Origin of the sequence: Flexivirga alba, from assembly GCF_042661025.1 — a bacterium.
Taxonomy (GTDB): domain Bacteria; phylum Actinomycetota; class Actinomycetes; order Actinomycetales; family Dermatophilaceae; genus Flexivirga; species Flexivirga alba.
The window spans coordinates 588,116-607,551 of record NZ_JBHSWH010000001.1 but is presented as its reverse complement, the minus strand read 5'-3'; the positions used below and the strand labels follow the sequence as shown (position 1 = coordinate 607,551).

Genomic DNA, 19,436 nt, shown 5'->3' with positions numbered 1-19,436 from the left:
ATGACTCGTCTGTTCACTCGCGTTGCAGAACTTGCGACGTTGCCGGCACTGCTGATCGTCACCTGGTGGTTCGCCTCCGAGCGGTCGACCTCGCCATACTTCCCGCCGCTACGGGTGATCATTCGCGCCTTGTTCGACTGGCTCCCCGACGGGTTCGGGCGCGACGTGATGCCCAGCTTGATAAACCTGCTCAGCGGTTTTGCCCTGGCCGTCGTCGTCGGGATCGCGCTCGGGGTGCTGCTGGGCAGGGTCGCCGTCCTCGGTGCGGCGTTCTCGCCGATCATCGAATTCGCCCGGTCGATCCCCCTGCGGCGATGTTGCCCTTCTTCATTCTCGCGATGGGGCCGACGGATCGGATGCGCATTCTGGTCATTGCGGTGGGCTCGGTCTGGCCGACCCTGCTGGCGACCATCGACGGGGTCCGCGGGATTGATCCCGGTGTGCTCGACGTGACGCGGATCTTCCGCACCTCGCGGCTGCGCAAGCTCTTCAAAGTGCTACTGCCGGCGGCCAGCCCGCTGATCCTGGCCGGTGTGAAGACGTCGTTGGCGTTCTCCATCATCCTCGTTGTGGTGAGCGAGATGCTCGCCTCGACAGCGGGGATCGGCTACTTCATCTCGTCCTCGCAGCAGTACTTCAACCTGCCCTCGATGTGGGCCGGAACCATCGCGATGGGGGTGCTCGGGTACCTGCTGAGCGAAATTTTCTTCACCGTCGAACGACGGCTGCTCGCCTGGAGGGATGACGCCTGATGGTCATTAAGACACAAGAGAACGGAACGCTTGTCGTGAAAGAAGAGGCGTCACCCACGCCGGCCCTTGAGGTCATCCACCTCGCCAAGGAGTACGTGGCAAAGAAGGAGACGAAGCGGGTCCTGAACGACATTACTCTCGCCGTCGCCGAAGGCGAGCTGGCCTGCATCGTCGGACCCTCGGGCGCCGGCAAGACAACGTTGCTGCGCTGTTTGTGCGGTCTGCTCGAGCCGACCGGTGGCGAGGTGCGCATCAACGGTGCGGCCGTGCACGGACCGCCCGAAGACCTTGCAGTGGTCTTCCAGGACTACAGCCGATCGCTGCTGCCCTGGTTGCGTGTCGGCGCGAACGTCGAGTTCCCGCTGCTCGAGAAGTCGATGAGCAAGGGGGAGCGCAAGGAAATCGTCGACGCGATGCTCGCGGCGGTGGGCCTGCAGGAGCACGCCCACAAATACCCGCGACAGCTCTCCGGTGGCATGCAGCAACGGGTCGCCATTGCAAGGGCACTCGCGTACCGGCCCAAGGTGCTGCTGATGGATGAACCCTTCGCCTCGCTGGATGCACAGACCAGGTCAGACCTCGAGGACGTGGTCCTGGAGCTGCGGCGCGAGTTCGGGGTGACCATCGTGTTCGTCACCCACGACATCGATGAGGCCGTCTACCTCGGCGATCGGGTGGTCGTGTTGTCCGGTGCGCCGGCCACCGTGACCCAGGTCCTGGACGTCCCGCTGCCCAGTCCGCGTGACCAGGTGGCGACCAAGGCACTGCCGGAGTTCGGATTGCTGCGCGCCGAAGTGCTCACTCGCATCCGGGAAGCCCGTAGGGCCGGCTGACCGACAACCCGCGCTCACTCGCACGGTCTTGAGGAGAGATGAAAGATATGCCCAATGAGGTATGCAGTTCACAGATTTCGGCATTGGACGAGTATGGCTGTCCGCTCGTAGGTTCGGCGTCATGAGCGACCCGACACAGCTGTTCAACGTCGTCGGCGGCAAGTCCGTCAGCAGCGACAAGACGTTCGAGAAGATCAACCCGGTCGACGGAAGCCTCGTCGCCACGGTGCACGAAGCGGACCGAGAAATCGTCGACCAGGCGGTCGACTCGGCACGTGCGGCGCTCAACGGCGGATGGGGTGGTGCGCCGGTCAGTGAACGCGTCGCCGCGCTGCGTAGGGTCGCCGACTGCATCGACGCCCGCGCCGCCGACTTCGTCGCCGCAGAGGTCGCCGACACCGGCAAGCCGGTCGCGCTGGCCCGCGAACTTGACGTGGCTCGAGCCGCGGCCAACTTCCGGTCGTTCGCCGACACCGTCGCCACTGAGGGCTTGGACTCGTTCCTGACCGAGACCGCTTCCGGTGCCACCGCCCTCAATTACGCGGTGCGCAAGCCTCTCGGAGTTGTCGCGGTGATCGTGCCGTGGAACCTGCCGCTGCTCCTGCTCACGTGGAAGGTTGCGCCGGCACTCGCGTGCGGCAACACGGTCGTCGTCAAGCCCTCGGAGGAGACGCCGTCGACGGCGACGTTGCTCGCCGAGGTGATGGCCGAGGCAGGTGTCCCCGACGGCGTCTACAACGTGGTCCATGGTTTCGGTCCGGACTCTGCCGGTGAGTTCTTGACCTCTCATGACGGGATCGACGGCGTCACCTTCACCGGTGAGTCCGCGACCGGTTCGGCGATCATGCGCGCGGTCGCGCCGAATGTGCGCCCGGTGTCGTTCGAACTCGGCGGCAAGAACGCCGCCGTCGTCTTCGCCGACTGCGACCTGGACAAGACCCTGGACGGGCTGACCCGATCGATCTTCCTCAACACCGGTCAGGTCTGCCTGTGCACCGAGCGGGTGTATGTCGAGCGCTCGATCTTCGATCAGGTCGCCGACGGACTCGTGCAGCGCGCCAAGGAGCTGCGGCTGGGTCGCCCGGACGTCGACGGCACCACCACCGGTCCGCTGATCTCGCAGCAGCACCGGGCCAAGGTGCAGTCTTACTTCGACCTTGCGGTCCAGGAGGGTGCGACGGTGCTCACCGGGGGCGGCATACCCGACCTCGGCACGGAGCTGGCGAACGGCGCGTGGATCGAGCCGACGCTGTGGACCGGCCTGGACAACTCCGACCGATGCGTCCGCGAAGAGGTCTTCGGACCGGTCGCCGCACTGATCCCCTTCGACACAGAGGAGGAGGCCGTCGCCCTGGCCAACGACACCGACTACGGTCTCGCGGCGGCAGTCTGGACGACCAATCTGCAACGCGGACACCGGGTTGCGCAGCAGATGCGGGTCGGTATGGCGTGGGTCAACACCTGGTATCTGCGTGACCTGCGATCGCCGTTCGGTGGTGTCGGACTGTCCGGCATCGGCCGGGAAGGCGGAGTGCACTCATTGCATTTCTACACCGAGCCGACGAATGTGTGCGTGGCGCTGTGACCGACATCAGATTGCTTGCCCGCACGCTGGACGACGCTGTCCGCGCCGCCTCTGCGATCCCACAACTGAGCTCGAGCACCCCGCTCACACTGGATGAGGCGTATGCCGTCCAGCGTGCCGGCGTCGAGCTGCGCCGTGAGCGCAGCGACGACGTCGTCGGCGTGAAACTCGGCTTCACCAGCAAGGCCAAGGCGGAGCAGATGGGCGTCTCCGACGTCATCATCGGTTACCTGACCGGCAGCATGGCCGTCGGCGACGGCGGCGCATTCAACCTCGGTAAGGCCGTGCACCCGCGCATCGAACCCGAGGTCGCATTTCGACTCGGCCGGGACATCGACCCGGCCGCGCCGGCAGCCGACCTGACCGATGCGGTCGACGGCGTCGCACCCGCAATGGAAATCATCGACAGCCGTTATCGCGACTTCAAATTCAGCCTCGAGGACGTCGTCGCCGACAACACGTCCGCCTGCGGCTTCGTGATCGGCGAGTGGCTTCCGCCGCAGCAGGTGCGCGACCGATTCGACCTGTCCGCACAGCCGGTCCGGCTGAGTGTGGACGGCCATGACGAAGCCTCAGGCTCAACCCGGGACATTCTCGGTGATCCGTGGCAGGCACTGCCCGCGGTCGTGCGGATGGCGGCGCAATACGGTCACCCGCTGGCCGCCGGATCGGTGCTGCTGGCCGGCGCCGCCACGGCTGCCATACCGCTGCGACCCGGCACCGTCCGGGCGGACGTCGGTGAGCTCGGCAGCGTCTCAGTGCGCGTTGTGGACGGAGGCTCCGATGTCTGAATCACAAGTAGTTGCAGGCAAAGCCACGCCACGAGGCAGATTCCCGCACGTCAAGGTCGTCGGTGATCTCATCTTCGTCAGCGGCACCAGCAGCCGGCGCCCGGACAACACCTTCGAGGGGGTCGAGGTCGACCCCCTGGGGGTCACCGATCTCGACATACGGGCGCAGACGCGAGCGGTCATCGAGAACATCCGCGACATCCTCGCTGCCGTCGGTGCGCGCCTGGAGGACCTCGTGCAGGTCACCACCTACCTCGTCAACATGAACGACTTCGGCGGCTACAACGAGGTCTACGCCGACTTCTTCGATGAAGCCGGCCCGACTCGCACCACGGTTGCCGTTCATCAGCTACCCCATCCGCACCTGCTCATCGAGATGCAGGCGATCGCCCACCGACCGAACCAGGAGAACCCAGCATGAGCACTGTCATCCCGCCCGTGTTCAACTTCGAGGACTGGATCAAGGAACACGAGAGCGAACTCAAGCCACCGGTCAACAACAAGCAGATGTGGGAGCCGATGGGCGACTTCATCGTGCAGGTCGTCGGCGGCCCCAACCAGCGCACCGACTTCCACTTCGATCCGTACGAGGAGTGGTTCTACCAGTACAAGGGCTCCATGCATGTCGACCTGATGACCGAGGAAGGCCCGCAGCGGGTCGATATTCGCGAGGGCGAGATGTGGATGTTGCCGCGCAACACCTTCCACTCCCCGCAGCGCCCGGAGGCCGGGTCGATCGGCGTCGTCATCGAGCGCATCCGCGAGGAGGGGACGCTGGAGCGCTTCGCGTGGTTCTGTCCGGAGTGCAACGCCAAGGTGCACGAGGTGGAGCTGCAGGTGCGCGACATCGTCGAGGACCTGCCTCCCGTCTTCCAGGACTTCTACAACTCGCAGGAAGGGCGCACCTGCCCGCAGTGCGGCACCGTGCATCCCGGCAAGGGCTGAGAGGTATGACTTCGACGAAGGGGAGGAGCGCCATGTCCGTGATCGACATACACAGTCACTTCGTGCCGAACGGGTGGCCCGATCTAGGCGAGGGGCAGCCATGGTTCAAGCCGCTGTCCGAACGCGAGGCGATGATCATGATCGGCGAGACGGAGTTTCGCCGAGTGGGTGACGACTGCTGGAGGGCGGAGGTCCGACTGGCCGACATGGACGCCGACGGGGTTGAGGCGCAGATCGTCTCACCCACCCCGGTGTTCTTCTCCTACGACCAGCCGGCGGGCCAGGCTGAGAAGGTCGCCCGCATCATGAATGACCTCGCACTGGAGATCTGTGCTCCAGGCGGCGAGCGGCTGGTGCCGTTCTGCCAGGTGCCGTTGCAGGACCCGGACGCTGCGTGCCGTGAATTGGAACGCTGTATGGCGGCCGGCCATGCCGGTGTAGAGATCGGCAACCACGTGGGTGAGCGAGACCTGGACGACGAAGGCATTGTGACGTTTCTGCAGCACGCTGCATCTTTGGGAGCGCCGGTGTTCGTGCACCCGTGGGACATGCCGAACTCGCCACGACTGGACCGTTGGATGGCCCGGTGGCTGACCGGTATGCCGGCCGAGACCCACCTGTCAATCATCGCGATGATCCTGGGCGGCGTCTTCGATAGAGTGCCGGAGTCGCTGCGGATCTGTTTCGCCCACGGAGGAGGCTCGTTCGCGTTCTGGCTCGGCCGGCTCGAGAACGCCTGGCACGAACGCTCCGACCTGATCGCCACCTCGGAGAAGCCGCCGTCGGCATACGTCAAGAGGTTCAGCGTCGACTCCGTCGTCTTCGAGCCGACCGCGTTGCGCACCCTGGTGGACACCCTCGGCCCGACACAAGTCATGATCGGCAGCGATTACCCCTACCCGCTTGGAGAACGCCCCGCAGGCGAGGTCGTCCGCCGAGCCGACTTCCTCGACCACCACGATCGGGGTCTGATCCTGTCCGGCAATGCGAGAGTCTTTCTGGGACGAACGACGTCTTCTGTGTGAGGTGACATGAGTAACAACAGCTGCACGGTTCAACTGCGACGAGCGGCCGAGCGCGGCCGATGGTGACAGGTGGCCGGGAGCGGGTTCCGCCGCCGTTGGTGAGACGGCGGTTGCCATCGGGGCGTGGGGCGATGATGCAGCCGAACGTCACCCACGATGGTGATGCCGCACTGACGCCAAGGTTCTGGTTCGCGATCGTCATCACGGGTGTGGTGTCCGGATTGTTGGGGGACCTGCTCATGTGGCTGCTGCAGTTGACGTCGTACCTGGCGTTCGGTGCCAGGGGCTTCGAGGATTTTGCAGCGAAGGTCGCGGCCGCTGACGCGTGGTCGCGGTTATGGCCGGTATTGCTGGGTGGTGTGATCGCCGGTCTCGGGTGGTACTTGTTACGGCGGTTCACGCCCGGTCGCAAGTCCGAGGTCGACGACGTGCTCTGGACCGGCGAGGGGCGGCTGTCGTTCCGGCGCAGTGTGGGCACATCGGTGCTGTCGGAGATCGTGGTCGGGCTGGGTGCATCGCTCGGGCGAGAAGCCGCGCCGAAGCTAATGGGTGCGGTGTCGGGCAACGTGCTGGCTGGTTGGTTGCGGCTGACGCCCGCGCAGTTGCGGTTGCTGGTGGCGTGTGGTGCCGGTGCGGGGTTCGCGTGTGTCTATAACGTGCCGTTGGGCGCGGCGTTGTTCACCGCCGAGGTGCTCGTAGGTGCCGTCAATCTGCCGGTGGTGTTGCCCGCACTGGGATGTGCCGGTGTGGCGACGGTGACGGCGTGGGTCGGGCTGCCCGAGCACGCGGTGTATGTCGGACTTCCGGGGTTCGATTTTGCGCCGCGTTTGTTGGTGTGGGCGGTGATCGTCGGCCCGGTCGTCGGGTTGATCGCGGCCGGCTATGTGCGGCTGATCGGGGTCATTTCGCACTACCGGGTCAGTGGACGATGGGCGCTGGTTGCGCCGCTGTTGGCGTTCGGGGTCCTCGGCCTGTTGGCGTTGCGCTGGCCGCTGCTGTACGGCAATGGCGCGGACATGGCTCGGCTCGCGTTCGTGGGCGGTGGGTCGTTGGGGTTGTTCGTGGCGTTGGCGGTGTTGAAGCCGTTGGTGACGGTGGCGTGCCTGGGCAGCGGTGCGTCGGGTGGCTTGTTCACCCCGGTGTTGAGCACGGGTGCGGCGCTGGGCGCGGTGCTGGGGATCGTGTGGGGGTACGTGTGGCCCGGTTCGCCGGTGGGTGCGTATGCGTTGATCGGTGCGGCGGCGATGATCGGCGCAGCGATGCAGGCACCGTTGGCTGGTGTCGCCCTGATGCTGGAGCTGACCCAGGGTGGCTTCGAGTTGCTGGTGCCGATGATCGTGGCAACGGTCATCGCAACCGCGATCACCCGCTGGATTGACGGTTACTCGATCTACTCCGCCCGGCTCTCCGCGCCAGCCCACGTCTGATGCAGCCACCCGTGTACCAGCCTTGCAGGTCACTCCAGTTATTAGTCTGATACTTGACTATTTTGTCTCAGGCGGCGACCGTGAGTCCGTGGCAGGAGCTGGGGGACGCAGGCACAGCGACTACGAGGGTCGGATCGTGCGAGAGTTGCGGCGCGCGGGTGCGCTGGGACGCTCGGAGATCGTGCGACGCACCGGCCTGCCGCGCTCCTCGGTGTTCGCCATCGTCACCGAGCTCATCGCACGCGGCGTCCTCGTCGAATCCCATGAAATTCCGGGCTCTTCGAGAGGACGCGGCCGCCCCGGCACCACTGTTTCCCTCGACCCAGACTCGGGCCTGATCGCCGGTGTCGACGTTGCCCGTGACACGGTGCGAGTGGTCATTGCGAACGTTGCGCACCAGATCATCGCAGCCGGCAAGACGGGTGTGCCGCCGGACCGTTCGCTGCCGGCTCTCGTCACTGCGATTGACGATCTGCTGACCGAGCTGCGCACCCGACACGACATCGATGCCGCCGCACTCGAGGCCATCGGTGTAGGTGTCTACGGGCTGCCAGGCATCCACGGATCGGCCGCGGACGACCTCGACGCGCTGATCGAGGGCTTGGGAACGACTTTCGGGGTGCCGGTGATGGTCGGCAACAACACCACGTTCGCCGCGCTCGCGGAGGCGACGTGGGGCGCTGGGCGCGGGGTCTCCGACCAGCTGTACGTCCGCTGGTCGGTTGGCGTCGGTGGCGGTTACATGCTCGGCGGCCACGTGGTGCAGGGTTCCCACGGGTTCGCCGGCGAGATCGGGCACGTCTGCGTCGACCCGGCCGGACCCGAGTGCACCTGCGGGGGCACCGGCTGTCTCGAGACGTATGTCGGAGCAAGTCGTCTCCTGGATCAATGCGCCGAGCGCGGCATGAAGCTGGAAAACGTTGATGCTCTTGTTGATTCGGCCAAGGCGCGGATGACGGTCGCATACGACGTCGTGCTGGAGGCGGCGGAGCGGATCGGCTTCGCGTTGGCGGGCGCCGTATCGCAATTGGATCCGGCGCGGGTGATCATCGGCGGCGAGCTCGGTCAGCTCGGCCGACCGGTGCTGGAGGTGATCGAGGCGCAGATCGGCCGGCGGTCGATGCCCCGACTGCTGCGGGCCGTCGAGGTGGTGCCAGCCGAGCTCGGCGTCAACGACGCGGCGCTCGGAGCGGTCGCGCACGTGATGCGCCACTGGGGAGCCTGGCCCAGGCCTGACCGCAGACAACCGTTTCTGTCCCCGAAAGGTCTTGCGGGAGACGCACGCCGGCCCTATTGTCTCGTTTCAGATTAAATCGCGCGGTCGACACCCCGGAGGTCTCCATGACGCACCCCACCCGCCGCACAGTGCTCACCGCCGGCGCGTTGGCCGCAGCCATGTGCGGTTCGATGCCCGTGGCGAGTGCCGTCGCGCAAGGTTCGCAGCTGACACTTGTCGACCGGGGCCGTCCCAAAGCGACCGTCGTGTGGTGGGGAGATCGGGTCACCGGCTTCGCCGTGCAGGAGTTCGCCGACTACGTGCACCGCATGAGCGGAGCACGCCTCGCCGTTCGGCAGGTGAAGGCACCCGTCGGCGCGGCCGCCGCCGGCTTCGCCGCCGGGGTCGGCAATCCGTCGTTCGGCACGATGCCCTCGGACTGGGTCACGCGGCACAACACGCTGCTGGCGCCGGCACCCGTGGATTCCTTCGTCACCGAGGTGTTGCCGTCCCGTCTGGTGCTGACCGGCCGCACCGGCCGCGCCGTGCTGTATGCCGCCTACGCCGCACTGGAGCAACTCGGCGTCGGCTTCTTCGCCCCGAGCTTCGCCTACTATCAGGGCACCAGCGAGGTCGTGCCGAAGCATTCGACCATCAACCTACCGGCACAGGCAGCGACCTTGAGCAGCCCGTCATTCTCCTTGCGGCGCAAGGACATCGAAGAGGGCTGGAGCATCAACGACGGCGACGTCGCTGCGCTCGTCGACTGGATGGCCAAGGCGCGCTTCAACACCCTGGTCTTCCCCTACGACTACTACGGCGCCGGTGTCACCGTGTATGACGACTTCCGCACGGTAGTCCGGCCCGAGCTCGCCAAGCGCGGCCTCGATCTCGAGCTCGGCGGCCACGGCTACAACTCGTTCCTCTCGCCGGACGACTATCCGCATTACTACGCCGCCGGATACAACGTCTTCGACGTCGAGAACGCCGAGGCACTGGCGACGTATGTCGACAAGGTCGTGGCCTACCTGCGCGAGCGACCCGAGATCACGACGTTCGACTGCTGGCCCCCGGACGGCGCCACCTGGAGCCCGGCGACGATCGCCAACTTCGGCAGCGTCACCAACGCCGAGGTCGAGGTGGTCAACTCGCTGGTGGCTGCGCTGCAGTCCGCAGGCCTCCAGGTGCAGGTGGAACGCATCGCGTATGCCGTCGGTCTCGACGTGCCCACCGCCGGCCACGTGTTCGACCCGAGCGTGCTGATCGACTTCGCGGCGTATGGGCGCTCCTACGACGCGGCGATCGACGACTCGTCGAGCGCCACGAACGCGTCGTACTACGACGTCCTCACCCAGTGGCGCGCGGCCCACTCCGGTGACCTGGCGATCTACGACTACTCCCGTCGCTACCGGTGGCGCGAGGTCGGCAGCCCGTTCGCCGTGCTCGCAGCGGATGCGCTTGCCTACCAACGACTTTCGCTCACCGGTGTCGAGAGTTACGGGGAGCCGGGAAACTGGCTGCAGTTCGAGGCACTCCACCTCTTCACCGGTCGCAGCGCGTGGGACTCGCAGCTGTCGGCGAAGTCCTTCCTCGACGACTACACGGCCGCCCGCTTCGGGAAGGGCGCCGCCGCTATGAGCGACTATTTCACACAGACGGGCGTCGCCCAGGACGGCGTTGGCCGCACCGGGGGAGGCGCCGCATTCCTCGCCAGGTATCAGGCCGCGCAACGCGACACGAAGCGGGCGCGCGCCGCGGTCGGAGCGTCGCATCCTGCCGCGCTCTCCCTCGAGCGACTGACGTCCGGGTGCACGCTCGCGCTCGCCGACATCGGGATGACTGCCGCGCGGCAGGCCGGTGACGCGACCGCGACCACCAAGGCACTCGATGACTACCGGCGGTTGACCGAGCTGCTCCGCTTCAGCGGTGTCCAGCTCGAATCGTCATACGTTGCAGACACTTACGGCCACTCGGTGACCCGCGCCCAGATCGCCACTGAGTATCGCTCCCCGGCCTGGTGCTACCTACCCGACTGGGAGATCGACGCGAGCTCGGGTAGCAGCGTCGCGGTGAAGATCGTCGCCCAGCCGGTCGACTACGCCGATCACACCGTGACCTGGACCCTGAAGCTCCCCAGCGGCGTCCACGCTGCCAAGACCACCGGCACGCTCAACGTGCGGGGCGCGGCATCCGACGAGACGACCGTGACACTCGACCTCGACCCCGCATCCGGCGGCGACCTCGACATCGACCTGGAGTTCGTGGTGGACGGCGGCAGCGCGATCGCGTCCAACACCACGACGATCCGCAAGCCCTACGGCACGCTGGCCGACGCCTACGACAATGTGGGCATCACTCACGACGGCACCCAGCCTTCGGGTCTGGGCGGCGGCCTCGACGGTGACGGCTCGACCCTGTCGCTCGAGGCACTGGCGGTGGTTGGACTCGTCGGTGGTGCGACGTTCCAGCACGGCGGCATCAGCTACCAGTGGCCGGTCGACGCCGCCGGTGTCGCGGACAACGTGCTGGCCTACGGCCAGACGATCGCGGTCGCCACGAAGGGCCGGCTGATGGGGCTGCTCATTACGGGCAGCTACAGCAAGGACGGTCCGAAGGCGACCGGGACGGTCAACTACACCGACGGCAGCAGCTCGTCATACACGGTCGTCGCCCCGGACTGGGGCTATCCCACGCCGCCCTCAACGGCGGACGTCGCCGCCACGATGACCTATCGCAACCTCGGCGGGCAACGGTCCACCCGGACCACCCGACTGTTCGCGGCGACGATCAGCCTCGACGCCGGAAAGGACGTCGCGTCGATCACGCTGCCGCGGGTCTCTGATCACCCGACCGGCGGCACAGCCGCCATGCACGTCTTCGCCCTCGGGACGGAGACCGGCGCATGACGGACACCGTGACCTCGCCCGTAGCGACCCCGACCCAAGTAGCCCCGAAACAACGAGGCGCAAACGGATCCGCGCGGATCGCGCGTCGGCTGGCCCTCGGTCTGCTCTCGGCACTGATCGGCCTGGCCGTCTGGATCGCGCTGTGGCGGGCCGGGCTCAACGGCTTCCCGAGCCCGCTCGCGGTGCTGGGCCGGGCGGGCGAGATGGCCAAGACTGGCGTCCTCTTCACCGACGCCTGGGCCAGCCTGAAGCGGGTGCTCATCGGCTTCGCGCTCGGTTCGCTGCTCGCGATCCCGTGCGGCTTCGTGCTCGGCTGGTATCCCACGATCCGCACGATCTTCGACCCGTACCTGCAGTTCTTCCGGATGGTGCCGCCGCTCGCGATCATCCCGTTGACCATCGTGCTGATGGGCATCGGGGAGACGCCGAAGATCTTCATCATCTTCCTCGCGGCGTTCCTCTCCGCTGTCGTGGCGACCCTGCAAGGAGTGCTGTCCGTCGACCGGACCTTGATCAACGCCGCTCGGGTGCTCGGCGCCAGGGACTTCACGGTGTTCGTCCGGGTGGTCGTGCCGGCATCGACGCCGTTCATCCTGGTCGGCATGCGCATCGGTCTGGGTGCGTCGTGGGCGACCGTCGTCGCTGCCGAGCTGATCGCGGCGCAGGCCGGCCTCGGCTATCGCATGCAGCAGGCGCAGCAGTTCTACGACCTCCCCACGATCTTCGTGGACCTGGTGGCGATCGGACTCATCGGACTGGTCATGGACCGGCTGATCCTGCTCGCCGAGAAACGACTGACCCGCTGGCAGGAAAGGCGCGCCGGATGACCGACATACAGGAGCAGGCGAAGATCTCCTTCCAGAACGTCCGTCGGGTCTACGACGTCGGCCGCGGGACGTTCGAGGCGCTCGGCGGCGTCGACCTTGCCATCGCCGACGGCGAGTTCGTGACCGTGGTCGGCCCGTCCGGCTGCGGGAAGAGCACGCTGATGAACATCTGCGCCGGCCTGGAGACCGCCTCGTCCGGCACGGTCACGGTCGACGGCACCCCGGTCGACGGTCCGAGCCCCCACCGCGGCGTCATCTTCCAGCAGTACGCGCTCTTTCCGTGGCTGACTGTCCGCAAGAACGTCGAGTTCGGGCTCAGCCTGCAGAAGATGTCGCGGGCCGAGCGACGCGAGCGCGCCGAGCACTTCATCGAGCTCGTCGGCCTCACCGGCTTCATCGACGCCTACCCGAAGACGCTCTCCGGCGGCATGAAGCAGCGCTGCGCGATCGCCCGTGCGTATGCCGTCGACCCGTCGATCCTGTTGATGGACGAGCCTTTCGGCGCACTGGACGCGTTGACCCGGGTCAGCTTGCAGGACCAGCTGCTCCGCACCTGGTCCGCCGACCGTCGGACCGTCATGTTCATCACCCACGACGTGGACGAGGCGGTCTACCTGGCCCGCCGGGTCGTGGTCATGGCCAAGGAGCCCGGGCGCATCGTCCAGGTGATCGATGTCGACCTGCCCTACCCACGCACCGAAGAGGTCCGGCTCTCCCCGGAATTCGCTCAACTACGCGGCGAAGTATGGCGCGCCGTCTACCACCAGCCTCCGAGCGAGGCACTCACGAAGGGTCACACCGCATGAAGAACGTTCGCAGGGCAACCGCACTCATTTCGGTCGTGGCAGCCGTCGTGGCCGTCGGGTCGTCGCTCGCCGCCTGCGGATCGAGCGGCGGAGCCGGCACGGGATCGGGTGCCACCAAGATCAAGATCGGTTACACCGCCGACTTCAGCGGGTCCGCCGCGTTCGCCGTGGCCCAGAAGCAGGGCCTCTTCGCCAAGGAGGGCCTGGACCCCGACCTGAAGGTCTTCACGAACGGCCCGCTGCAGATCCAGGCGTTCGGCTCCGGTGACCTCGACGTCGGTTACATCGGGCCGGGAGCGCTTTGGCTGCCGCAGTCGGGCAAGGCCAAGGTCATCGGCATCAACCAGCTCGGTCTGGCCGACCACCTCATCGCCCGCCCGGGCAAGGCGATCACGTCGGTCGCCGACCTCAAGGGCAAGAAGGTCGCGGTCCCGCAGGGCACTTCCGGCGACATGATCTTCCAGCTCGCGCTGAAGAAGGCCGGGCTGTCGCCGAAGGACGTCAACGTGGTGAACATGGACCCGAGCACGGTCGTCACCGCGTTCTCGTCGGGTTCGGTCGACGCCGCCGCGACGTGGTACCCGCTGCTGGACACGATCAAGAAGAAGGTCCCCAACTTCGTCGATCTCGCCAGCGACAAGAACTACTACCCGCAGCAGACCTTCCCGAACGTGTTCGTCGCCAGCAACTCGTATGTCGACAAGCATTCCGCGACGGTGAAGAAGTTCCTGCGGGTGGTGCAGCAGGCCAACGACTGGATCGTGAAGCACCCGAAGGAGGCTGAGCAGATCGACGCGAAGTACCTCAAGGTGCCGCAGGAGAACCTCAGCACGGCGACCGACTACGTCAAGTTGCTGCCGTCGTCGAAGCTGGTCGAGGACAGCAAGAACGGCACGGTCGAGACGTGGCTCGACGGTCTGTCGACGGCATTCGTGCAGATGGGCAAGGTCAAGTCGCCGCTGAAGGCCAAGGACTACTACACCGCCGACCTGTATGAGGCGGCTGCTCGCTGATGGCCGACCCGCTCAATGTGCTGTTCCTGATGACGGACCAGCACCGCACGGACACCCTTCCCTGCTACGGCAACTCCGTGGTGCGTGCGCCGAACCTGGACCGGATCGCTTCGAACGGAACGTGTTTCGACCGCTTCTACACTCCGACGGCGATCTGCACGCCCGCTCGTGCGTCGCTCTTCACCGGTGTCCATCCGTTCCGGCACGGCTTGTTCGTGAACCCGGAACGCGCCGGCGGTGCGCAGGCCGAGGTGCCTGAGAACCTGACGGTCCTGTCGGAGCCGCTCCGGCGCGCGGGCTACCGCATGGGGCATGCGGGGAAGTGGCACATCGGGCGTGATCGTGGTCCGGAGTTCTACGGCATCGACGGGGAGCACCTGCCCGGCGCGCTCAACCCGTTCACGCATCCGTTATACGAGAAATGGTTGGTGGACAACGATTTTCCGCTGTTCGCGGTCAAGGACCCGATCTACGGACGGGCCGAGAACGGCAGCGGTCGGGGACACCTGATCGCCGGCCGGCTGCAGCAGCCGGCCGAGGCGACCATGGAGCGGTTCATCACCGAGCAGGCCCTGGAGCTGTTGCGCGGATACGCATCGGGCGGTGCCGACGACGGCTCGGTGCCGGCGCCGTTCTGGCTGACCTGCAGCTGGTTCGGGCCGCACCTGCCCTACCTCATCCCGGACGAGTACTACGACATGTACGACCCGGCGCTGGTGGAGCTGCCCGGGTCGATGGCGGAGACCTTCGACGGCAAGCCGCCCGTGCAGCGGCACTACAGCGAGTACTGGTCGGCGGACAGTTTCGACACCGACGAGTGGCGCAAGCTGATCGCGGTCTACTGGGGCTACGTGACGCTCATCGACGACTGCGTCGGCCTGCTGCTCGACGAGCTGGAGCGGCTCGGACTCGATCAGCGCACCGCGATCATGTTCACCGCCGACCACGGGGAGTTCACCGGTGCGCACCGGTTGAACGACAAGGGACCGGCGATGTACGAGGACATCTACCGCATCCCCGGCCTGGTCTGTGTGCCGGGCCGACCCGCCCAGCGCCGAAGCGAATTCGCCTCTCTGGTGGACATCGCGCCGACAATTCTCGACCTCGCCGGCGCTGAGCCGGTCGAGGCGCACGACGGTCGTAGCCTGACTCCGCTGCTCGCCGGTGCCGCGCCCGACGAGATCGACCCGGCCTGGCGGGAGCAGATCGTCGCGGAGTTCCACGGCCATCACTTCCCGCACTCCCAGCGCATGTTGCGGGACGACCGTTACAAGCTGGTCTACAACCCCGAGAGCGTGCACGAACTCTACGATCTCGAGCTCGATCCCTACGAGCTGCACAATCTGTACACCGTGCCGTCATACCGCGCGGTCCGTGACGACCTCGAGCTTCGCCTGTATGCCGAGCTCGTGGATCGCGGCGACCCGGCATACACCTGGATGACGTACATGACCCACGTCGGCGAGGAGCGGGCACCCGACGTCGACGGCGTGGCGGACGCCGTCGCACCTGGCGCCGCCACGACATGAGCTCGTGCTGTCAGCCGTCGCGCGGCGAGCCGGCGGCACCCGAGAGCACGCCGGTCCGTGCCGCGGCAGCGCGCCGCGACCCGGTGACCGAGTGGGTGTCGATACCGTCCGGCGCGTTCCGGATGGGCGGCGACGACTCCGATGCGTTCGCGGCCGACGGAGAGGGCCCGGTCCGTTCGGTCGAGGTGTCGGCATACCGGATCGCGGCCGTGACGGTGACGAACCAGCAGTTCGGTGCATTCGTGTCAGCGACCGAATACGTCACGGACGCAGAGCGATTCGGCTGGTCCTTCGTCTTCGCTGACTTCATCCATCCGGTGGCACGGGACGCCGTCATCGACGCCCGCGTGCCCGGCGCTTCCTGGTGGCGGGGTGTGCGCGGCGCCCGTTGGTCGGCGCCGTTCGGGCCCGGCTCCGGGATCGAGGACCGGCCGGATCATCCCGTGGTCCACGTGTCGTGGAACGACGCGCTCGCTTACGCCACCTGGTCGGGCACCCGGCTGCCCACGGAAGCCGAATGGGAGCGCGCGGCCCGGGGCGGCCTCGATTCGGCGCGATTCCCCTGGGGCGACGAACTGATGCCCCACGGCCGATTCATGGCGAACATCTGGCGCGGCAGCTTTCCCGAGCACAACACCGCGGCAGACGGCTTCGTCGGCACCGCTCCGGTGCGGTCGTTCCCACCCAACGGTTTCGGGCTCTACGAATGTAGCGGCAACGTCTGGGAATGGACCGCTGACCGCTGGTCCGCGGACTGGCACGCGACCGACTCCCCGGCGACTCGTCACGATCCGGTTGGACCATCGGTGGGCACCGACCACGTCCTGCGCGGGGGCTCGCACCTGTGCCACGACTCCTACTGCAACCGCTACCGAGTGGCCGGCCGGACCCACAACGCACCGAACTCCTCGACAGGACACACCGGTTTCCGGGTGGCCTCCCCTGCGACCCGCTGAACGGCCGGGCCGTCCCGTGCGCAGGTGCTGGCCGGCCTCGAACGGCAGGGGCAGCCGAAGGGTGAGGCCGAGATCGCCTTCGTCCTCAAGAAGTGCGACGAATGGGGCGCGGCCTCGACTCTGTCCGCGCTTATCACCGACGACCAGTGCCACTCTCGTCCATGGTCATTCCCATGTGGTCATGGCAGCCGGAGCTCGTGATCTCGCCGGGGTCACTGTCCGGTTCGGTCCCGATCGGGACGTGACGCCAACCCAGAAGCACCGTGGCGATGCCGGAAATGAGGAACACGACGGCGAAGCCGGCCAGCGCCGCGTCGGTGACGCCGCTCGCATAGATCAGACCCATGATCGCCATCGCGACGAAACCACCGACGTAGGACGAGGTGCGCAGCAGCCCCGAGGCGACGCCGAACTGCTCGGTTGTGCTGGCGAGGTAGAGCGCAGACTGGTTGCCGACCATGCCGACCCCGAACGCCAGGCCCATGGCAACGGTCGTCGCGATCGCCAGAGCGATCGAGCCGGCCAGGCCGGCACCGGCCAGGGTGAGGGCCGCGATCATCAACAGGTACCCGGCTGCCAGCACGAAGCGGCGGACCAGCGGCTGGCGTCCGGCCCAGAAGGCGGCAAATGCCGCGAGAATCGACTGGGGAAGCATCAGGATGCCGACAGCCGAACTGCTCATGCCGTGCACCACACCGAGCCACTGCGCCAGGCCGTACAGCGTGGAGTACACCGACAGCGACAGCACGAACGTACGCAGGTAAATGGCGCGCAGTGGCGCGGACGAGGCGATGAGGTGGACATCGATGAACGGCTGGCGCCCACCTCGGCGTCCGGCACGCAGTTCCCAGGCGCTCAGTGCCACGCCGAGCACCACGGCGAGACCGAGGACCCACCAGACCGGATTCGTCACGTCCTGCAAGAACACCGCGAGTGCGACGATGGTGGCAGTGAACAAGACGACGCCCTGGCCGTCCAGGCGCGTGGGCTGCGGTCGTTTGCCGCCCGCGGAGCGCGAGCGCGGTAACCAGGTGAAAGCCATGACGACGGCGACGATCGCCACCGGAGCATTGATAAAGAAGACTGATCGCCATCCGAAGACTTGGACGAGCAGGCCCCCGACGGGAAGGCCGGCGGCTGCCATCACGTTGCCGGCCGCGGTGAGGATGGCCAGCTCCTTGGTGGGAGCGGCGATGCCGCGCTGCTCGGCACGGTGGCGCAGCAGAACCATGGCGGACGGTACGGCGCTCGACGTGCCGATGCCGATGAGCACACGGGATGCCATCAAAGCGGTGATGGATGTGGCGAAGCCGCCGACCAGGCCGGCGGCGACCACCATCAGCAGGCCCACGACCAGCACGCGCCAAGCGCCGAGCCGCGTGGACAGGGTGCCCATCACGGGTTGCGCGACTGCGGACGTGATGTAGACGGCAGCTACCAGCAGTGCGCCTTGGCCGGCCGTGGCGTGCATGTCCGTGGTGATGGACGTCAACGCAGTGGCGAGACTGGAGGTGTTGAGCGGGTTGAGGATGGACGCGACGACGAGAGCTGTCATGAAGCCGAGTCCCAGACGGCTGTCGCCGGTGCGCGTCGGAGCGGAGGATCTGCTGCTCATGGGCTCGGGATCAGACGGTGGGATCGGTGCGAAGGCGTGGCGTGCTCGTGGCGGCTCCCCGGTCAGTTGCTGAGCGCCGCGACGACCTCGCCGCTGGTGACGACGTGGCCGATGCTGGGTATTGCTTCCTCAAGGGTGTTCCGGTGACGGGTCGGGTTGCCATCCAACACGGCGTCGGAAACCACCACCACATCGAAGCCCTCGTCATAGGCGCTGCGTGCGGTGCTCTCGACGCCGGCGCCGGTGGCGATGCCGGTGACGACGACCTGGGTGATGCCACGTGCGCGCAATTGGTCGGCCAGATCAGTGCCCGCGAATGCGCTCCACGTGAGTGGCTTGGAAACGCGGATGTCGCGGTCCTCAGCCGGCATACCGTCGTGCAAATCGGTGAAATCGGCTGGCAGCTCGGCCGGTTCCGGGATGGGGCGGGCCACCCTGCCACGGGGCAGGCCGGTGGCGTTGACCCACGCGACCGGCTTGTCCGCCGCGTGGAACGCGCCCGCGAGGCGGGCATTGGCGTCGACCAATGGTGCGACAGCCTCGGCAGGTGGCATGCGCAAGATGCCCTTTTGCATGTCGACGACGATCAGGGCGGCCGTGGGATCGATAGGGGTGTCCATCGAGGTTCCTTCTCCTAAGCGTTGGTGTGAGTGAGCGAGCACAGGTGTGCTGCGGCTGTGGACGAGGTTGCCGGTCCGGCACGTCGAACGCGCCGCGCCGGTCAGTGCTCTTCGACGAGGCGCTGCAGGATCGTGACCGCTTGCTGCAGGCAGTCGCGATCAGCGCCGGTCGCGCGCGTCACGAGTCGTTCGGCGAGCCACGCGTTCTTCGTGGTGCGCACGTCGCCGATGGCCGTGCGGCCAGGCTCGGTCAGTGACAGGAGCTGCCGGCGCCTGTCCTCGGTGTCGCCGCGCCGCGCCAACAGGCCTTGGCCGACCAGGACCGCAACCGCCTGGTTCGTCGCCTGCGGCGTGACCTCGAAACGTCGTGCGAGGTCGGCGCTGGTCAAACCGTCCTGCAGATCCAGCATCGCGAGAATGTCGCGATGCAAGGTCGGCATCCGGTCGGACGCGGCGGCCGCGTTGAGACGGCGCGCGAGTCGATGGGTAACCGCTCGCAGGCTGTCGGCAAGCATGATCTCGTCCATGTCGTGTACCAGCCTAAGGCCATCAAGTAAATTGATCAAATCGCTTGCTGATCAACGCCCCCA

General features: G+C 66.9%; 19 protein-coding genes. 16 read left to right on the top strand and 3 right to left on the bottom strand.

What is annotated here, in order from left to right; all coding sequences use genetic code 11:
• From ACFQDH_RS03060 to ACFQDH_RS02985, 16 genes are all read left to right on the top strand, one after another.
• The gene (locus ACFQDH_RS03060; protein WP_382404940.1) at positions 1-453 is read left to right on the top strand and encodes a hypothetical protein; all 453 of its coding nucleotides are present in this window, start codon (positions 1-3) and stop codon (positions 451-453) included.
• Entirely contained in the window at positions 339-752 is a 414-nt protein-coding gene (locus ACFQDH_RS03055) for an ABC transporter permease (protein WP_382398359.1), read from the top strand. The genes ACFQDH_RS03060 and ACFQDH_RS03055 overlap by 115 nt, the downstream gene beginning before the upstream one ends.
• The gene (locus tag ACFQDH_RS03050) at positions 752-1,585 is read left to right on the top strand and encodes an ABC transporter ATP-binding protein (RefSeq protein WP_382398357.1); all 834 of its coding nucleotides are present in this window, start codon (positions 752-754) and stop codon (positions 1,583-1,585) included. The genes ACFQDH_RS03055 and ACFQDH_RS03050 overlap by 1 nt, the downstream gene beginning before the upstream one ends.
• A gap of 121 nt (positions 1,586-1,706) precedes the next feature.
• Positions 1,707-3,170, top strand: a complete 1,464-nt coding sequence (locus ACFQDH_RS03045) for a 2-hydroxymuconic semialdehyde dehydrogenase (RefSeq protein ID WP_382398355.1) — start codon at positions 1,707-1,709, stop codon at positions 3,168-3,170.
• Positions 3,167-3,961, top strand: a complete 795-nt coding sequence (locus tag ACFQDH_RS03040; protein ID WP_382398353.1) for a 2-keto-4-pentenoate hydratase — start codon at positions 3,167-3,169, stop codon at positions 3,959-3,961. The genes ACFQDH_RS03045 and ACFQDH_RS03040 overlap by 4 nt, the downstream gene beginning before the upstream one ends.
• Positions 3,954-4,382, top strand: a complete 429-nt coding sequence (locus ACFQDH_RS03035) for a RidA family protein (protein ID WP_382398351.1) — start codon at positions 3,954-3,956, stop codon at positions 4,380-4,382. The genes ACFQDH_RS03040 and ACFQDH_RS03035 overlap by 8 nt, the downstream gene beginning before the upstream one ends.
• Complete coding sequence (locus ACFQDH_RS03030) at positions 4,379-4,906, top strand: 3-hydroxyanthranilate 3,4-dioxygenase (protein WP_382398349.1); 528 nt, start codon at positions 4,379-4,381, stop codon at positions 4,904-4,906. Before ACFQDH_RS03035 ends, ACFQDH_RS03030 begins: the two co-directional genes overlap by 4 nt.
• A 32-nt stretch (positions 4,907-4,938) precedes the next feature.
• Positions 4,939-5,931, top strand: a complete 993-nt coding sequence (locus tag ACFQDH_RS03025) for an amidohydrolase family protein (RefSeq protein WP_382398347.1) — start codon at positions 4,939-4,941, stop codon at positions 5,929-5,931.
• A 131-nt stretch (positions 5,932-6,062) separates the two neighbouring features.
• Complete coding sequence (locus ACFQDH_RS03020; RefSeq protein WP_382398345.1) at positions 6,063-7,358, top strand: chloride channel protein; 1,296 nt, start codon at positions 6,063-6,065, stop codon at positions 7,356-7,358.
• Positions 7,359-7,446: 88 nt separating this feature from the next.
• On the top strand, positions 7,447-8,670 hold the full coding sequence (locus ACFQDH_RS03015; protein WP_382398343.1) for an ROK family transcriptional regulator: 1,224 nt from the start codon (positions 7,447-7,449) through the stop codon (positions 8,668-8,670).
• Between the two features lie 29 nt (positions 8,671-8,699).
• A complete protein-coding gene (locus tag ACFQDH_RS03010; RefSeq protein WP_382398341.1) occupies positions 8,700-11,480 on the top strand; it encodes a DUF4838 domain-containing protein in 2,781 nt (926 codons plus the stop codon).
• A complete protein-coding gene (locus tag ACFQDH_RS03005) occupies positions 11,477-12,307 on the top strand; it encodes an ABC transporter permease (RefSeq protein ID WP_382398339.1) in 831 nt (276 codons plus the stop codon). The genes ACFQDH_RS03010 and ACFQDH_RS03005 overlap by 4 nt, the downstream gene beginning before the upstream one ends.
• Positions 12,304-13,113, top strand: a complete 810-nt coding sequence (locus tag ACFQDH_RS03000) for an ABC transporter ATP-binding protein (RefSeq protein ID WP_382398337.1) — start codon at positions 12,304-12,306, stop codon at positions 13,111-13,113. Before ACFQDH_RS03005 ends, ACFQDH_RS03000 begins: the two co-directional genes overlap by 4 nt.
• Positions 13,110-14,126 carry an aliphatic sulfonate ABC transporter substrate-binding protein gene (locus ACFQDH_RS02995; RefSeq protein WP_382398335.1) on the top strand — a complete coding sequence of 339 codons (1,017 nt, stop codon included), beginning with the start codon at positions 13,110-13,112 and terminating at the stop codon, positions 14,124-14,126. Before ACFQDH_RS03000 ends, ACFQDH_RS02995 begins: the two co-directional genes overlap by 4 nt.
• Positions 14,126-15,655 (top strand): sulfatase-like hydrolase/transferase, encoded by a 1,530-nt coding sequence (locus ACFQDH_RS02990; protein WP_382398333.1) that lies wholly within the window; start codon positions 14,126-14,128, stop codon positions 15,653-15,655. Before ACFQDH_RS02995 ends, ACFQDH_RS02990 begins: the two co-directional genes overlap by 1 nt.
• Entirely contained in the window at positions 15,652-16,611 is a 960-nt protein-coding gene (locus tag ACFQDH_RS02985; protein ID WP_382398331.1) for a formylglycine-generating enzyme family protein, read from the top strand. The genes ACFQDH_RS02990 and ACFQDH_RS02985 overlap by 4 nt, the downstream gene beginning before the upstream one ends.
• Before the next feature lie 133 nt (positions 16,612-16,744).
• On the opposite strand, the gene ACFQDH_RS02980 is transcribed toward ACFQDH_RS02985, so the two are convergent.
• The 3 genes from ACFQDH_RS02980 to ACFQDH_RS02970 all read right to left on the bottom strand — a co-directional run bounded on the left by ACFQDH_RS02980 (position 16,745) and on the right by ACFQDH_RS02970 (position 19,373).
• Positions 16,745-18,226 (bottom strand): MFS transporter, encoded by a 1,482-nt coding sequence (locus ACFQDH_RS02980; RefSeq protein ID WP_382398329.1) that lies wholly within the window; start codon positions 18,224-18,226, stop codon positions 16,745-16,747.
• Between the two features lie 62 nt (positions 18,227-18,288).
• Positions 18,289-18,846: a cysteine hydrolase family protein gene (locus ACFQDH_RS02975; RefSeq protein ID WP_382398327.1), complete on the bottom strand. Its 558-nt coding sequence runs from the start codon at positions 18,844-18,846 to the stop codon at positions 18,289-18,291.
• A gap of 101 nt (positions 18,847-18,947) precedes the next feature.
• Positions 18,948-19,373, bottom strand: a complete 426-nt coding sequence (locus tag ACFQDH_RS02970) for a MarR family winged helix-turn-helix transcriptional regulator (protein WP_382398325.1) — start codon at positions 19,371-19,373, stop codon at positions 18,948-18,950.
• Between the last annotated feature and the right edge of the window lie 63 nt (positions 19,374-19,436).

Bases quoted from the DNA above. Each gene is read 5' to 3' on its own strand.
- ACFQDH_RS03055 (WP_382398359.1), top strand. From the start codon at position 339: ATGGGGCCGACGGATCGGATGCGCATTCTGGTCATTGCGGTGGGCTCG.
- ACFQDH_RS02975 (WP_382398327.1), bottom strand. From the start codon at position 18,846: ATGGACACCCCTATCGATCCCACGGCCGCCCTGATCGTCGTCGACATG.
- ACFQDH_RS03020 (WP_382398345.1), top strand. From the start codon at position 6,063: ATGATGCAGCCGAACGTCACCCACGATGGTGATGCCGCACTGACGCCA.
- ACFQDH_RS03045 (WP_382398355.1), top strand. From the start codon at position 1,707: ATGAGCGACCCGACACAGCTGTTCAACGTCGTCGGCGGCAAGTCCGTC.
- ACFQDH_RS03000 (WP_382398337.1), top strand. From the start codon at position 12,304: ATGACCGACATACAGGAGCAGGCGAAGATCTCCTTCCAGAACGTCCGT.
- ACFQDH_RS03035 (WP_382398351.1), top strand. From the start codon at position 3,954: ATGTCTGAATCACAAGTAGTTGCAGGCAAAGCCACGCCACGAGGCAGA.
- ACFQDH_RS03030 (WP_382398349.1), top strand. From the start codon at position 4,379: ATGAGCACTGTCATCCCGCCCGTGTTCAACTTCGAGGACTGGATCAAG.
- ACFQDH_RS03050 (WP_382398357.1), top strand. From the start codon at position 752: ATGGTCATTAAGACACAAGAGAACGGAACGCTTGTCGTGAAAGAAGAG.
- ACFQDH_RS02990 (WP_382398333.1), top strand. From the start codon at position 14,126: ATGGCCGACCCGCTCAATGTGCTGTTCCTGATGACGGACCAGCACCGC.
- ACFQDH_RS03010 (WP_382398341.1), top strand. From the start codon at position 8,700: ATGACGCACCCCACCCGCCGCACAGTGCTCACCGCCGGCGCGTTGGCC.
- ACFQDH_RS03060 (WP_382404940.1), top strand. From the start codon at position 1: ATGACTCGTCTGTTCACTCGCGTTGCAGAACTTGCGACGTTGCCGGCA.
- ACFQDH_RS02985 (WP_382398331.1), top strand. From the start codon at position 15,652: ATGAGCTCGTGCTGTCAGCCGTCGCGCGGCGAGCCGGCGGCACCCGAG.
- ACFQDH_RS02970 (WP_382398325.1), bottom strand. From the start codon at position 19,373: ATGGACGAGATCATGCTTGCCGACAGCCTGCGAGCGGTTACCCATCGA.
- ACFQDH_RS03025 (WP_382398347.1), top strand. From the start codon at position 4,939: ATGTCCGTGATCGACATACACAGTCACTTCGTGCCGAACGGGTGGCCC.
- ACFQDH_RS02995 (WP_382398335.1), top strand. From the start codon at position 13,110: ATGAAGAACGTTCGCAGGGCAACCGCACTCATTTCGGTCGTGGCAGCC.
- ACFQDH_RS03005 (WP_382398339.1), top strand. From the start codon at position 11,477: ATGACGGACACCGTGACCTCGCCCGTAGCGACCCCGACCCAAGTAGCC.
- ACFQDH_RS02980 (WP_382398329.1), bottom strand. From the start codon at position 18,226: ATGAGCAGCAGATCCTCCGCTCCGACGCGCACCGGCGACAGCCGTCTG.